The organism is Sphingobium sp. SYK-6, assembly GCF_000283515.1.
GTDB classification, from domain to species: Bacteria; Pseudomonadota; Alphaproteobacteria; order Sphingomonadales; family Sphingomonadaceae; genus Sphingobium; species Sphingobium lignivorans.
In genome coordinates this window covers 3,320,779-3,334,766 of the sequence record NC_015976.1, presented here as the reverse complement: position 1 = coordinate 3,334,766, position 13,988 = coordinate 3,320,779, and the positions used below count along the sequence as shown (strand labels likewise).

The window sequence follows — 13,988 nt, the reverse complement described above, 5'->3', positions numbered from 1 at the left end:
GACCCTCAAGCGGCAGTGGAGTTGACGGCGCGGCTTGGCTAAAGCGGCGCCATGCCCCTGCACATGACGAAAATCGCCTTTCAGTCGGAAAGCGCCGATACGCTGCGCGCCTGGCTGGAAAGCCATGCCGCGACGGGAGAAGCGCGGCTCACGACGCGCTATCTGCCCAAGCGGCATGCGGAGATGGAAGGGGGATCCCTCTACTGGATTCTCGGCCATCAGCTTGTGGGACGCAGCCCTATTCTGGGTTTCGCCGAGCGGCCCGACGGCAAGCATTGGATACGCCTCGCGCCGACCCTGATCGCCGTGGTTCCGAGACCCAAGCGCGCGCATCAGGGTTGGCGCTATCTGGCCGAGGAGGATGTTCCGCCCGATCTGGATGCCGCGCATGACGGCGATTCGCTTCCCGAGGGCGTGGCGGCGGAACTGGGCCGGCTGGGGCTGCTTTAGGGCTAGCGCGGTCTCCCGCTCGGTTCACCGCGCGGGGAGCAGCAGGCTCGCATCCCCGTAGCTGTAGAAACGATAGCCCTGCGCGATGGCATGGGCATAGGCAGCCTGCATCGTTTCCAGCCCCATGAGAGCGCTGACCAGCATGAAGAGGGTCGAGCGCGGCAGGTGGAAATTGGTCATGAGCCCATCCACCGCGCGAAAGCGATAGCCGGGCGTGATGAAGATCCGCGTCTCGTCGGCGAACGGGCGGATGGTGCCTTGCTCGTCCGTTGCGCTCTCCAGCAGGCGCAGGCTCGTCGTGCCCACGGCGATCAGCCGGCCGCCCTGCGCGCGCACCGCGTTCAGCCGGTCGGCCGTGGCAGCATCGATCCGGCCCCATTCGGCATGCATGCGATGATCGCTGGTGTCGTCCGCCTTGACCGGCAGGAAAGTCCCGGCGCCGACATGCAGCGTCAGCGTCTCGTGCGCGATGCCCGCCTCGGCCAGCGCATCCATGAGAGAAGGCGTGAAGTGCAGCGCGGCCGTGGGGGCGGCGACGGCGCCGGCCTCGCGCGCGAACATCGTCTGATAATCGTCCTGGTCCCGCGCATCGGTCGGGCGCTTGCTGGCGATATAGGGCGGCAGCGGCATCTGGCCCGCGCGCTCCAGCAGCAGTTCCACGGGTTCCTCGCCGAGAAAGGCGAGTGTCATGCCGCCATCGGCGTCCCGCTCGCCCGCGCGCGCCTGAACGCCTGCCGCGAAATCGATGAGATCGCCGGGGCGCACGCGCTTGGCATTGCGCACGAACACTTGCCAGTCCCGCGGGCCAAGGCGCTTGTGGAGCGTGACGCCCACTTTCGCCTTGCCTCGCCGTCCTTCGAGCTGGGCGGGGATGACGCGCGTGTCGTTGAAGACAAGGCAGTCGCCCTTGCGCAGCAGGGCCGGCAGATCGCGCACGCCCCGGTCGGCGATCTCGTCGCCGGTGACCACCATCATGCGCGCCGCATCGCGCGGTGACGCCGGACGCAGGGCGATCCGCTCGCCGGGGAGATCGAAATCGAAAAGGTCGACACGCATGGGGCAGGGCCCATATCCGTCATCGGCGCCATTGAACAGAGGCGGCCGAAGCGATCGTCCTAGGACCGGCGATTCTCCCGCCGGCGCGGACGGCTGAACAGCCTGATCGCGATCCATCCACCGATCAGCGGAATCAGGCAGGCAACGAAGGCGAGCGGCAGGAGATACTCGATCTCGAAGCCCATCGCGGCGGCCTGCGTGCCCGCGAGATAGCCCGGCAGCATAAGCACCGGCACCCAGATCAGGCCCGACAGCGCATTGGCGGCCTGAAAGGACATGTGCGGCATCCTGAGCACGCCCGCGACGACCGGCACCGTCGCACGCACCGGTCCCAGGAAGCGGCCAAGCAGAACGGCGAGGAAGCCGAAGCGGCGGAAGAACAGTCTGGCCCGGGCAAAGCCGATGCGATGATCGCGCAGCCAGCGATGGCTGTAGATGGCGGGGCCCATGGCCCGGCCGATCGCATAGGACACCCAATCACCGAGGATCGCGCCCACGATCCCCAGAACGATGACGGGGGCGGGTTCGATGATACCGGCCCCGATCAGCCCGCCCACCGCGATCATGGTGGCGATGGCAGGAATGAAGAGGCCGATGACCACGAGCGACTCGAGGAACGCGAGGACGCCGACGATCGGCCCCGCCCAGGCCGCGTGACGAACGATGAAGTCGAGAAGGAGAGCGGGGAAGTCGGTCATGATTATCGCTTGAACCGATGTCCTTGCAGGATCGTTCCGGGCCGGCAAACGGGGCGTGCCGCCGGGTCATCCGTACGCGGCCGGCGAGCGAACGCAAAGGTCGTGTACGGGTCGCGCAGGACCGCGCCTTGCGGCTCCGGATTGCCGGCATGTCGCTGCGGGAAAGCAACATTGTGAGCCCTCGCGCTTCCCGGCATTTGCATCCGCCGCGTCCCTTGCTAACAGGTGCGTCATGGCTAATTTCCTGCGCGTCGCGGCGCTCTCCGCTCTTCTCCCCGCATCGATGGCTTCGGCCGAACCGCAGACGGTCTCGTGGGACATCGTGGCCGGCCTCACGACAGAGATAGGACCGCGCCTTGCCGGTTCCCCGGCCGAGGCGCGGGCGCGGGACTGGGCTGCCGCGAAGCTGCGCAAGCTGGGCTTTTCCAATGTCGCCATCGAGCCCTTCACGGTGCGCAGCTATGTGCGCGGCGAGGATCGCGCGCGCCTCACTGCGCCTTATGAGCAGCCGCTGGCGATCACGGCGCTCGGCTATAGCGGGACGACGCCGGACAAGGGCATCGAGGCGGAGCTGGTCTATTTCCCGACGATGGACGCGCTGCGCGCGGCACCGGCCGGGTCGCTTGCGGGCAAGATCGCCTTCATCGATCACGCGATGAAAGCCAATCAGGATGGAAGCGGCTATGGTCCGTTCGGTGCCGCGCGGAGGCAGGGGCCGGCTCTGGCCGCGCAGAAGGGCGCTATTGGTACGGTGATCCGCTCGGTTGGAACGGACAGCCATCGCGTGCCTCACACGGGCGTCACGACCTTTCCCGAGGGCGTCACGGCCATTCCCGCCGGCGCCGTGTCCAATCCCGATGCCGATCTCATTGCCCGCGTGGCGAAGCAGGGCAAGCCGATGCGCCTCTCTCTCATGCTCACCGGCCGGACCACGGAGAACCTGCCGTCCGGCAATGTCGTCGCCGATCTGGTCGGGCGCGATCCCTCGCTGCCGCCGATCCTCGTCGCCTGCCATCTCGACAGCTGGGACATCGGCACGGGCGCCATCGACGACGCGGCGGGTTGCGCCATCGTTACCGATGCGGCGCTGCGCGCGCAGCGGGACGGGAAGGCGCTGCGCACCATCCGCGTGCTCTGGGCGGGCTCGGAGGAAATCGGCGTGTTCGGCGGCGCGGCTTATGCGGAGAAACATGGCAGCGAGCCCCACGCGCTGGCCATGGAAAGCGATTTCGGCGCCGGGCGCATCTGGAAAATGGAGATGAAACTCGGGGCCCAGAATAAGCCCATAGCCGAGCGCATATCCGCCGCGCTCGCCGCGATGGGCATCGTGACCGGGCGTGACCCGGCCGGCGGCGGCGCCGATGTGGGCGCCATCATCGCGAAGCAGAAGCTGGCAGTGATCGACCTGGCGCAGGACGGCACGGACTATTTCAATCTTCACCACACGGCGGACGACACGCTCGACAAGGTCGACCCGGCGCTGCTGGAGCAGAATGTCGAGGCCTGGACGCAGGTGCTGTCCATCGTAGCCAACGAGCCCGGCCCGATCGCGGCCGAATAAGACGCGGGCTGACCCCCCGTAACGCGCTGTGCCTGCGGGGCGGCGCGTTGCCGGCGTCGGTCAGATCATGCGGCGCGGGGCATCTGCCCTTGTGGCCGGCCCCGCTCAGTCCTTCGCGATGTCTGCCGCGCGGCGATAGCGGAAGACGGTGGCCGGGGGCACGTTCCGCACGATCGTCCCGATGCGTTCGACGCCGAGATCAAGCGCATCGGCTACGCTCTCCGCGAGGGGCGGGCGCGGCGAATAAGTGAACTGGATGAAAGCGCCGCCGGGCCTGAGCAACCGGAACGCCTCGGCGACGATGGCATGCTGCAGCGACTTGCTCATGGCCAGCAGCGGCAGGCCGCTGATGACGCACTGATAGCCGCCCGCGCCGCCCGCTGCTTCCGCCAGGACGGACTGGGCCGGCGCCTCGATGACTCGCACGCCGTGAAGGCTCCGGCGCAGGTTGCGCGCCAGTGTCTCGTTGATTTCCACCACCTCGAGCTGGTCGCTCGGCAGGCCAGTGGCCAGAATCTGCCGCGTGAGCGCGCCCGTTCCGCCCCCGAACTCGATGACCGGTCCACCTTGCGGATCGATCTGGGACGCCATCATCCGGCCCAGATAGGGGCTGCTCGGCACGATCGACGCCGTTTGCCGGGGCTTGCGAATCCAGGCATGGAGAAACTTAATATAGTCGCTGGCGCTTGTGCGGCGCTCCGTCAGCACAGATCCCTTGGTGGCCATTGCCCCTCACACAGGCGTTCACGAGACCGTCACACTAAGAGCAGGCCGGGGTCATGAAAAGAGGCAAGATGCAGGACATGCACTTTGCCCGCCGCCGCGCTCCGAAAGCCACGCTCGCTTGCGGTCAATCTGGCCGGTGGATGTCATCCCGGGCATCGGCAAGCCTCGCCGACAAGCGGGCGCGCAGCGATTCGAGCGTGATCCCCGCCGTCTCCCGCACCATGTCGTCCGAACGCAGCATGCGGGCCAGATTCTCATGCCTCTGGCACAGCTCGTCGATCGCCTGGAGAACGCTGAAATGGCTGCGCACGACCGCCGGGTCGCCGCAGAGCTGGACGCCGAGATCCTCGATCACGCGCCGGATGCCATCCAGTTCATCCGCGATGAGGCCGCGCATGAACGATTCGGATCGCTCGCCGCGTTCCGGGAGGCTCAGGGAAGCAGGGGAACGGGATGCCATGTGCCGCGGCGCGATGTCGGTCTCAGTGCACGACATGCCGCACGGCCGCGATCAGCCGCTCGGGATCGAAGGGCTTGACGATCCAGCCTGTCGCACCGGCGGCGCGTGCCAGCGCCCGCTTCTCGTCCGATGCTTCCGTGGTGAGCACGAGGATGGGACGGCCGACATGGCGCCGGCGTTCCTCGCGCAGCCGCCCGATCAGCCCGAAGCCATCGAGTCGCGGCATGTTGATGTCGGTGATGATGAGATCGACGTCATGGTCCTCGAGCCAGTCGAGGGCTGCCTGGCCATCCTCGGCTTCGATCACTTCAAAGCCATTGCCGGCCAGCGTCATGCGCAGCAACGCGCGCATGCTCCTGCTGTCGTCGACCGTCAAAATCCGTGTTGTCGGCATGGACCGCCTTCCGTTGCTGGCCATCCTGCCGGCCTTCTGACCGGACGATAGGGAGATCGCGTTTATAAATGGTTCCGCGACCGGCGCGGCCGCCCTGTCAGCCGGCCGATGGTCCGCGAGCGATCAACGCGCGGACGCGGACCGGCAAGGGCGGGGCAAGGAGTCTGGATAGGGCTGGGGAGGGGTCTTCCGCGCCGACTGCGGGCCGAGTGGGAGAAGCCGGCGGCAATCGGCGCGGGAATGCGCCATCTTTACACGCCGATCCGTCAACAAATGGTAAATGCCTCTCAGGGGCTCTCAGATCTCGGCTTGGATGAGCCAGTCGTGGAACAGCCTTACGCCGCGGCGCTCCAGTGCCCTTGGCCGGCAAACGAAGAAGTAGCGGTAGGGGCTTTCCACATGGATGTCGAACAGGCGCACCAGGCGCGGATCATGGGCATGCGCGAAGTGGCGGCCGTGCATGATGGCAATGCCGAGCCCTTGCGCCGCCGCTTCGAGCATGAGCGCACCCGAATCATAATAATCGATCGAGGCGGGCATCAGCTGCGGCAGGCCCACGGCCTCCTTCCACACATCGAAGGTGGCGGACATGTCGCGATGGACCAGGATGGTCTGGCGCGCGATATCCTGCGGCGCCCGGATGGCCTTCTCGCCTTCGAGCATGGCCCGGGACCCGATGAGATAGACGTCGTCGCGATCGAGCTCGCGTGCATATAAAGAGGGGTCGACATCGCGCGCGAGCGCGATGGCCGCGTCCAGCCCTTCTCCAAGCCGCGCGATGGCGTTCGGGCTGGTGTCGACGTCGAGATGCACATCGGGATGCGCGCGATGGAACTCGCCAAGCCGCGGAAACAGCCGCTGACTGGCGAAGAGCGGCAGCATGCCGAGGCGCACCCGCATGGTCCGCGCGCCGCTTGTCGCCGTCTCGATCGCCGCGCTCAGCGCATCGAGCGCCGGGGCGATCTCCTTCAGCAGGCCGACCCTGTGCTGGTTAAGCTCCAGCTGCTGGTGCTTGCGATCGAACAGGTTGTAGCCAAGGAAGCGCTCCAGCGCCTGGATGCGACGGCTGAGCGCTGGCGCCGAAAGCGCAAGCTCCTCCGCCGCCGCCTTGACGGACCCCGTGCGGGCGACTTGAACGAATGCCTCCAGGGCCGTCAGCGGGGGTAGGCGGCGCATGAGGGTCAGCGATCCTCGGACATATGCTGCATCGCACAAGCATGCCGCAAGCGCGGGCAAGACGCCAGCAGCTTTTCACAGGAATGTCGCACAACCGCAGGCCCGGGGTTGATACGGCGGACAGCGGTTCGTGCTTCGCTTGCCCCTGGGTGGGGGAGCGCGCGGGCCCGCAAGGCGCCGCCGGAATGCCACACATGCGGAAAACCCGGTGCGATCAGGGTCCGGGCCGCCGATCCCGGGTTCAGTTGCGGCGGCCGCGTTGCTAGGAAGCGCCATCCGCCTGCCGGATGGCAGGACGACAAAGACATGAAGGGATTTCCATGCATCGCTCCATTCTTGCCCTTGCCCTGGCGTCAGCCAGCCTCTCGGCCTGTTCGGCACGCCTCTCCGAAACGGCCGCACCAGCTGCACCAACCGCGCCTGCCGCTGCCGAAACCGCCACCGCGCCCAAGGCCACCATCGGAGACTTCGGCTTCGACATGAACGGCATGGATGCCGGCGTCGCGCCCGGCGACGACTTCTATGCCTATGCCAACGGCACCTGGGAGAAGGCCACGCCGATCCCCGAGGACAAGTCCAACTACGGCATGTTCACGGTGCTCGATGATCTTTCCAAGCAGCGCACGCAGGAAATCCTCGATGAGGCCAAGGACGACGCCACCAGCAAGATCGGCAATGCCTATGCTGCCTATCTCGATGCGGCCACGGTCGAGGCCAAGGGGCTGGCGCCGATCCAGCCCTGGCTCGATTCCATCAAGGCCGTGAAGAGCCGCGCCGACTATGTCGCGCTGCTGGCGCAGACGCCGCGCAATGGCGTCTCCGGGCCGTTCCGGGGCTATGTGGGACAGGATGACAAGGCGCCTGACCACTATATCTTCGTGATGATGCAGGGCGGGCTGGGGATGCCCGACCGCGATTACTACCTCCAGCCGGGCGAGAAGATGGAGGCGACGCGCAAGGCCTATGTCGCGCATCTCGCAAAGATGTTCGCGCTGGCCGGCGAGCCGGACGGAGAGAAGCGTGCCGCCGCGATCATGGAACTGGAGACGGCGATCGCGAAGATCCACTGGAGCCGGGTCGACAGCCGGGACGCCGAGAAGACCTATAACAAGATGACCCTCGCCGAACTGGCGAAGCTCGTGCCGGGTTTCGATTTCGCCGGGATGCTCAAGGGCGCGGGAATTCATAGCGACACGCTGCTGGTCTCGCAGCCGAGCGCCATCAAGGGCGAAGCGGAGATTCTCTCCAAGGCGCCGCTCGCAGTGCTGAAGGATCAGATCCTGATCCGCAGCCTGGACGATTATGCGGATTATCTGCCGGACGCCATCGGCGCGGAGAGCTTCGCCTTTTACGGGACGACGCTCAGCGGCACGCCGCAGCGCGAGGAGCGCTGGAAGCGCGCCGTCAACTTCGTGAAGGGATCGCTCGGCGAGGAAGTGGGCAAGGTCTATGTCGCGCGCTACTTCCCGCCCGAGACGAAGGCGGCGGCGGACGAGCTCGTGCGCAACGTGCTGGTTGCGATGGGCAAGCGGATCGATGGTCTCGAATGGATGAGCGACGAAGCCAAGGCTCGCGCCCACAAGAAGCTGGACGCCTTCATCCCCAAGATCGGCTATCCCGACAAATGGCGCGATTATGCCGGGCTGGACGTGCGCCGGGACGACCTCTTCGGCAATGCCATGCGCTCCAACCAGTTCGATTACGACTATAATATCGGCAAGCTCGGCCAGCCGATCTATCGCTGGGAATGGTTCATGACGCCGATGGAGATCAATGCCTATGCCAATTTCGGCATGGTCGAGATCGCCTTTCCCGCGGCAATCCTTCAGCCGCCCTTCTTCGATCCGCATGCGGACCCCGCCATCAACTATGGCGGCATCGGGGCAGTGATCGGCCATGAGATCAGCCATCATTTCGACGACCAGGGCGCGAAATATGACGAAAATGGCCGTCTCGTGCAGTGGTGGACCGAGCAGGACGTGAAGAACTTCAAGGCGCTCACGGACAAGCTCGTGAAGCAATATGATGCTTATGAGCCCCTGCCCGGCGAGCATGTGAACGGATCGCTCACCCTGGGAGAGAATATCGCCGACCTGGCTGGCCTCACGGTCGCTTACGAGGCCTACAAGGCATCCCTGGGCGGCAAGGAGGCGCCGGTGATCGATGGCATGACCGGCGATCAGCGCTTCTATCTCGGCTGGGCGCAGGTGTGGCGTCGCAATTATCGCGAGGCGAATCTGCGGCAGCGGCTGCTGACCGACCCCCATGCGCCTTCTAAGGAACGCGTGGCGATCGTGCGCAATCTCGACCCCTGGTATGAGGCTTACACCGTGCCCGCCACGGCCCGTCTGGCGCTTTCGCCCGAGAACCGGGTGCGCATCTGGTAACCGGCAAAGTCGTTGCTGGCGGGACTACAGGGCGCGCATTCAAAGGGTTAATGCGCGCCCTTTCCTTTCTCATTGAAGAACGGCCGGCGAAGCCCTGAAGCGTCATCTAAGATACTGATATTGCATATTATAAATTCGTGCCGTTTCGAGACAGGTGCGCTCGCAGGGTTGACGCAAAACGTTAATAATTCGTTGCGCGCGACCCCGAACCATGAGATCATCTTTCACTGGGTATGTGGGAGACGTTCAATGAAGAAGCAGTTGATCGCGGCTTCGGCCGCTCTTTCGGCGCTGTTCGCGGCACCGGCGGTGAATGCCGCTGTGGTCGATCCGATCGATCTGACGGGCAAGACGACTGACTCCTTCAGCGGTGTGATCGCCAGCGCGGGAGCGTTCACGGACGTCTTCTCGTTCACGCTCGACAAGGCGAGCGCGATGACGTCTTCTTCGATCACGTCCATCCTCACGGCGCTTGGCGGTGCCGGCGACATCGACTTCACGCAGGTCACCTTCAACAATTCGATCTTCTTCGACGTCGAGACGAATTTTGCCGGCACGACCGACGTGGCTCATATCAGCGGCGTTTATCTTTCGGCCGGTTCCCATCAGCTGACGGTGAGTGGCTTTGCCTATGCACCGGCAAGCTATGGCGGCAATATCAATATCCTGCCGGTGCCCGAGCCCGCGACCTGGGGCCTGATGCTTGTCGGTCTCTCGGCGCTGGGCTGGGCGATGCGGCGTCGCAAGCCGCAGACCCAGATCAGCTTCGGCTGAGGCGGTCCGACGGGGCTTCGCGCTCCATCGGTTCACACCGAAGGCGCCATCCTGAACGGATCGGCGCCTTCGTCGCATTGAGCGCGGGTGGCTCGCGCATCCTGCCGGGATTCGATCTCCCTAAATGCTGCGTTGCGATCTTTGGTTAACAAACAGTCCGCCTGCGGCAGGGGAATCGCCTGCGCCTGTGATCGCCCACAGCGGATCGAGATGATTGATTTCTGGCGAGAATGCGCCGTTTTCCGTGCCCTTTTCCTGCCCCGAGGCATCTCATTCTGACACAGGGGCGAAATCAGTTATGCCTAACATGCTTGAATTTCGCGAGCGCGAAAGGCATTAAGGAATCGCCAACCAAGGCATGTGGGAGAATTTTATGAAGAAGGTTGTGTTTGCGGCGGCAGCTGCAATGGCGGCACTCGGCCTCGCGCCGGCCGCTAACGCTGCGGTCGTTGATCCGATCGACCTGTCGGGCGGCAAGGTCACCGACGCGTTCACGGGTGAAGTTGCGGGCGCCGGCGATTTCGTCGACACCTTTGATTTCTTTCTGGATACGCCGAGCGCACTGACCTCGTCGTCGATCACGTCGATCCTGACGACGCTCAAGGGCGCCGGGGATATCGACTTCACGAAGGTGTCGTTCAACGGCACGATCCTGTTCGATATCTACAACAACCAGTTCGGTGGCGTTGACCTCGCAACTGTCGCTGGCGTCTGGCTGGGTGCCGGTGCGCACACGCTCGTCGTCGAAGGTACGGCCTTCGGTGCTGCGAGCTATGGCGGCAACATCAACGTGTCGCCGGTTCCCGAGCCCGCCACCTGGGCCATGATGGTTGCCGGTATCGCTGCCGTCGGCATGACGATGCGTCGTCGCGCTCGGAACGTGCGCGTCGCGTTCAGCTGATCAAGGCAGGGACGAGCGTCAGGCTCGTCTCCGCTCTCAAAGCAAAGAAGAAGGCGTCAGCATCGTGGGATCGCTGGCGCCTTTTTCTATTCCGGGCTGGCGCGCCACGTCCGGTTGAACCTCTGGATTGATCGACATTCCGGTGATGGCGTAACGGGAATGGTGGTTCTTCGGAACCGGGCGCGCAGCGCATCAGAGCAGGGCGCGCGGGAAGCCGGGAAGCGGAAGCCACCCATTGCAATCGCCGATGCGAGTCCTGATCGATCCTGGAGTCGCAGGTCGTGCGGCGCTCTCCGGCAGCTTCCTGTCCACGACGGATGACAAGCTGGAATAGGAGGCGCGAGGGGAGCGCCCGCTACTGCGGGTCGACCGATGGAGCGCCGCCCACAACGCTGAACGCGCTGCCCCATCCACTATCTTGCTGCGCGATGTCCTTCGACCCGCGCCTTCCCGCGCCGTCGCAGGGCCGGCAATAGTGGTCCTCCATCCATGCACGCGAACTGCCCCGCGAGCACGGTCGTGATCGACGTCTCCGCTGCTCCCGGAAGCGGCTGCTACGCGCGTCGAGACTCTCCCTCCTTTGCGCGGCAGCCTGACGGTCTGGCCACATTCTGAGGGGTCGGTTGTCGCGCCCATGGCCGAACGGCCCCGCACATTTATGGATGCCTTGCGCCAGCCGATGCGCTCGCAGTGCCATGGTTCCGGAGCCCAAGGGCGCGCCGGATGCGCCGGGGCGCTGCAATTCGGGCAAGCATCCCAGTGGAATGATCCGGTATTTCGAGCAGGAGTGCGAGGGCTGACACCAACGGCCGGCGGCCGTGCCCTGATTACTCCAGGGCCCTCATGTCACAGGGTCAGCACCATGGGTGCCGCCGGGCTCCGTGACGGGAGGTTTATCCCGCCGGATGCCCGCCGGGCGCCGGCGCCGCGGCCTGCTGATCGCCCTCGATCCAGGCGCGGACGATCTTGGTGGGCGTCGCGGGAGGCTCACCCTTGGCGATGGCATCCACGCCGGCCATTCCGTCGATCACCCGGCCGAAGACGGTATATTTGTTGTCGAGTTGCAGGCGCGGCATCAGCATGATGAAGAACTGGCTGTTGGCGCTGTCCTCGCTTTCCGCGCGGGCCATCGAAACGGTGCCACGCATGTGCGGGAGCCAATTGAACTCCTGCTTGAGGTCCGGCAATTCCGAACCGCCGGTTCCGTCGCCCTTGGGATCGCCGCCCTGCGCCATGAAACCATCGATCACGCGATGGAAAGCGAGGCCGTTATAGAAGCCTTGCCGGGTCAGTGACTTGATCCGCTCGACATGGCTCGGTGCGATGTCCGGGCGCAGCAGGACGCGCACCCGCTTGCCATCGGAAAGCTCCAGCACCCAGACATTCTCCGGCGTGACCGGTGCCATGGCGGTAACCGGCTTCACGCCGGTCTTCTCGGCCTCGTCACGCAACGCGTCGGCATCCTTGCGCGCGCGCGCGGCCATTTCCGCTTCCTTGAGAACGTCCTCGCCTGTGCGCTGCGCAAAGGCCGGCGTGATGCCGGTTGCCAGCAAGGCGACGGCCAGGGCAGGGCCGATCAGACGGGAAACACGCATCATTCGAGTCCTCATTTCATGTCCCTGGCCGCGCATGGCTGAACCTGCGCTGACCGTTTTCATCACGTCTTTCTGGCCGCGATCCGGGCCAGCATGTCGTCCCGCACCGTGGGCGGCACGAACCGGCTGATATCGCCGCCCAGATACGCGATTTCCTTGACCAGGCGCGAGGCGATCGGCTGCAGCGCAACGTCCGCCATCAGGAATACCGTCTCGATGCCCGGATCGAGATACTGATTCATGCCGGCCATCTGATATTCATACTCGAAATCGGCAACGGCGCGCAAACCGCGCAGGATGATCGATGCGCCGACCGAGCGGGCATAATCGATCAGCAGCGAATCGAACGCGCGCACGTCGATCTCGGTGTCGGCAATGCCCGCGCATTCGCGGCGCACCATCGTCAGCCGCTCTTCCAGGCTGAACAGGGGCGATTTGCTGGGATTGGTGGTGACGCCGATGACCAGCCGGTCGACCAGCTTCGCGCCGCGCCGGATGATGTCCATATGGCCGAGCGTGACCGGATCGAAGGTGCCGGGATAAAGGCCGATGCGCTGTACCATGATGATCCCTCAGTGCTTGCGCGCGATGGCGAAGTCCGCGATCTCGCGCAGCAACGCCGCTTCGCTGCCGAAGCCATGGAGATGATCCTTCGCCTGCGCGACCAGCATCTCCGCCTGTGCGCGCGCCTGCGCCGGCCCCATCAGCGAGACGAACGTCGCCTTGCCGGCCACGGCATCCTTGCCCACGGCCTTTCCGGTCGTTTCGGCATCGCCTTCCACGTCAAGCAGATCGTCCGCGATCTGGAAGGCAAGGCCGAGGTCATGGGCATAGCCGCGCAGACCGACCCGCTTGTCCTCCGGCACCCGCGCCAGAATCGCGCCAGCCTCGACGCAGAACAGGATCAGCGCGCCTGTCTTGAGCTGCTGCATGCGCGTGACCGTGGCGAGGTCGAAGGCCATGGTCTCGGCGATCAGGTCCATCATCTGGCCGCCCGCCATGCCGCCCGGCCCACTCGCCGCGGCCAGTGCCTTCACCAGCTCGCAGCGCGCGAAAGGATCGGGATGCGTTCGCTCGTCGACGAGGATGGAATAGGCCAGGTCGTGCAGGCAATCCCCGGCGAGAATGGCTGTCGCTTCGTCGAAGGCGCGATGTGTCGTCGGCTTGCCCCGGCGCAGATCGTCATTGTCCATCGCCGGGAGATCGTCATGGATCAGGGAGTAGACGTGAATGCACTCGACGGCGAGGCCAGTGCGCACGGCGCTCTCGAACGACACGTTGAACAGGTCGCAGCTCGCCTGGACGAGCAGGGGGCGCAGCCTTTTGCCGCCGCCGATCGCGCTATGGCGCATCGCGGCGTAGAGCCGGGCACGCTGGTCCTCCGGCAGCGCGAGACACTGATCGAACTGACGATCGATCGCCTCGGCCATGGCGGCCATGGCTGCGGGAAGCCGGGGCGGCGCGTCGATGCGCATCAGACTGTCATTCGACCGGATAAGGAGCCGTCTTGGTTGCGTCGCCGCCAGCATTGCTCACGATCTGCTCGATCCGGGCCTGCGCGGCTTCAAGGCGGCGCTGGCACTGAGCGCGCAGTCGGTCTCCCTCTTCATAGAGCGTGATGGACTGCTCGAGAGGCACGTCGCCGCGCTCAAGCTGCTGGACGATGGCTTCCAGGCGTCGGAGCGCATCCTCGAAGCTTAACATCTGGGTTTCGGCGCTGTCAGCCATGGTCCCTGCATTGACCCGCCTCCCGCACAGGGTCAAGCGCTCTCATCATCCAAAGGAAAAATGCCCGGCTGTCGCGGAAATT

15 protein-coding genes are annotated in these 13,988 nt (G+C 65.2%); 5 read left to right on the top strand and 10 right to left on the bottom strand.

Annotation, left to right across the window (positions count from 1 at the left end; all coding sequences use genetic code 11):
- Window positions 1-51: 51 nt before the first annotated feature.
- Window positions 52-450, top strand: a complete 399-nt coding sequence (locus tag SLG_RS15300; protein ID WP_014077403.1) for a DUF1489 domain-containing protein — start codon at window positions 52-54, stop codon at window positions 448-450.
- Window positions 451-474: 24 nt separating this feature from the next.
- Here the strand turns inward: SLG_RS15300 and queA are convergent, their stop codons facing one another.
- A complete protein-coding gene (gene queA / locus SLG_RS15295; protein WP_014077402.1) occupies window positions 475-1,506 on the bottom strand; it encodes a tRNA preQ1(34) S-adenosylmethionine ribosyltransferase-isomerase QueA in 1,032 nt (343 codons plus the stop codon).
- A 59-nt stretch (window positions 1,507-1,565) separates the two neighbouring features.
- Entirely contained in the window at window positions 1,566-2,204 is a 639-nt protein-coding gene (locus SLG_RS15290) for a DedA family protein (RefSeq protein ID WP_014077401.1), read from the bottom strand.
- Between the two features lie 232 nt (window positions 2,205-2,436).
- Between SLG_RS15290 and SLG_RS15285 the strand changes: the two genes are divergently transcribed.
- Window positions 2,437-3,765 carry a M28 family peptidase gene (locus tag SLG_RS15285; RefSeq protein ID WP_014077400.1) on the top strand — a complete coding sequence of 443 codons (1,329 nt, stop codon included), beginning with the start codon at window positions 2,437-2,439 and terminating at the stop codon, window positions 3,763-3,765.
- A 105-nt stretch (window positions 3,766-3,870) separates the two neighbouring features.
- On the opposite strand, the gene SLG_RS15280 is transcribed toward SLG_RS15285, so the two are convergent.
- The 4 genes from SLG_RS15280 to SLG_RS15265 form a co-directional block, all read right to left on the bottom strand.
- The gene (locus SLG_RS15280; protein ID WP_014077399.1) at window positions 3,871-4,491 is read right to left on the bottom strand and encodes a class I SAM-dependent methyltransferase; all 621 of its coding nucleotides are present in this window, start codon (window positions 4,489-4,491) and stop codon (window positions 3,871-3,873) included.
- 124 nt (window positions 4,492-4,615) lie between these two features.
- Window positions 4,616-4,951 (bottom strand): hypothetical protein, encoded by a 336-nt coding sequence (locus SLG_RS15275; protein ID WP_014077398.1) that lies wholly within the window; start codon window positions 4,949-4,951, stop codon window positions 4,616-4,618.
- A 22-nt stretch (window positions 4,952-4,973) separates the two neighbouring features.
- Window positions 4,974-5,345 carry a response regulator gene (locus tag SLG_RS15270; RefSeq protein ID WP_148276619.1) on the bottom strand — a complete coding sequence of 124 codons (372 nt, stop codon included), beginning with the start codon at window positions 5,343-5,345 and terminating at the stop codon, window positions 4,974-4,976.
- Window positions 5,346-5,642: 297 nt separating this feature from the next.
- Complete coding sequence (locus tag SLG_RS15265) at window positions 5,643-6,521, bottom strand: LysR substrate-binding domain-containing protein (RefSeq protein ID WP_014077396.1); 879 nt, start codon at window positions 6,519-6,521, stop codon at window positions 5,643-5,645.
- 320 nt (window positions 6,522-6,841) lie between these two features.
- Here SLG_RS15265 and SLG_RS15260 point away from each other — a divergent pair, with 320 nt between their 5' ends.
- The 3 genes from SLG_RS15260 to SLG_RS20530 all read left to right on the top strand — a co-directional run bounded on the left by SLG_RS15260 (window position 6,842) and on the right by SLG_RS20530 (window position 10,583).
- Window positions 6,842-8,908: a M13 family metallopeptidase gene (locus SLG_RS15260; protein WP_041392099.1), complete on the top strand. Its 2,067-nt coding sequence runs from the start codon at window positions 6,842-6,844 to the stop codon at window positions 8,906-8,908.
- Between the two features lie 249 nt (window positions 8,909-9,157).
- On the top strand, window positions 9,158-9,682 hold the full coding sequence (locus SLG_RS20535) for an FxDxF family PEP-CTERM protein (protein ID WP_014077394.1): 525 nt from the start codon (window positions 9,158-9,160) through the stop codon (window positions 9,680-9,682).
- Window positions 9,683-10,055: 373 nt separating this feature from the next.
- The gene (locus SLG_RS20530) at window positions 10,056-10,583 is read left to right on the top strand and encodes an FxDxF family PEP-CTERM protein (protein ID WP_148276618.1); all 528 of its coding nucleotides are present in this window, start codon (window positions 10,056-10,058) and stop codon (window positions 10,581-10,583) included.
- Window positions 10,584-11,476: 893 nt separating this feature from the next.
- On the opposite strand, the gene SLG_RS15245 is transcribed toward SLG_RS20530, so the two are convergent.
- From SLG_RS15245 to SLG_RS15230, 4 genes are read right to left on the bottom strand one after another with little or no spacing between them, the layout of a single operon-like run.
- Window positions 11,477-12,181, bottom strand: a complete 705-nt coding sequence (locus tag SLG_RS15245; RefSeq protein WP_014077392.1) for a peptidylprolyl isomerase — start codon at window positions 12,179-12,181, stop codon at window positions 11,477-11,479.
- Between the two features lie 59 nt (window positions 12,182-12,240).
- The gene (coaD, locus tag SLG_RS15240) at window positions 12,241-12,744 is read right to left on the bottom strand and encodes a pantetheine-phosphate adenylyltransferase (protein WP_148276617.1); all 504 of its coding nucleotides are present in this window, start codon (window positions 12,742-12,744) and stop codon (window positions 12,241-12,243) included.
- 6 nt (window positions 12,745-12,750) lie between these two features.
- Window positions 12,751-13,653 carry a polyprenyl synthetase family protein gene (locus SLG_RS15235; RefSeq protein WP_014077390.1) on the bottom strand — a complete coding sequence of 301 codons (903 nt, stop codon included), beginning with the start codon at window positions 13,651-13,653 and terminating at the stop codon, window positions 12,751-12,753.
- A 7-nt stretch (window positions 13,654-13,660) separates the two neighbouring features.
- Window positions 13,661-13,906, bottom strand: coding sequence for an exodeoxyribonuclease VII small subunit (locus SLG_RS15230; protein ID WP_014077389.1), 246 nt, complete (start codon window positions 13,904-13,906; stop codon window positions 13,661-13,663).
- Between the last annotated feature and the right edge of the window lie 82 nt (window positions 13,907-13,988).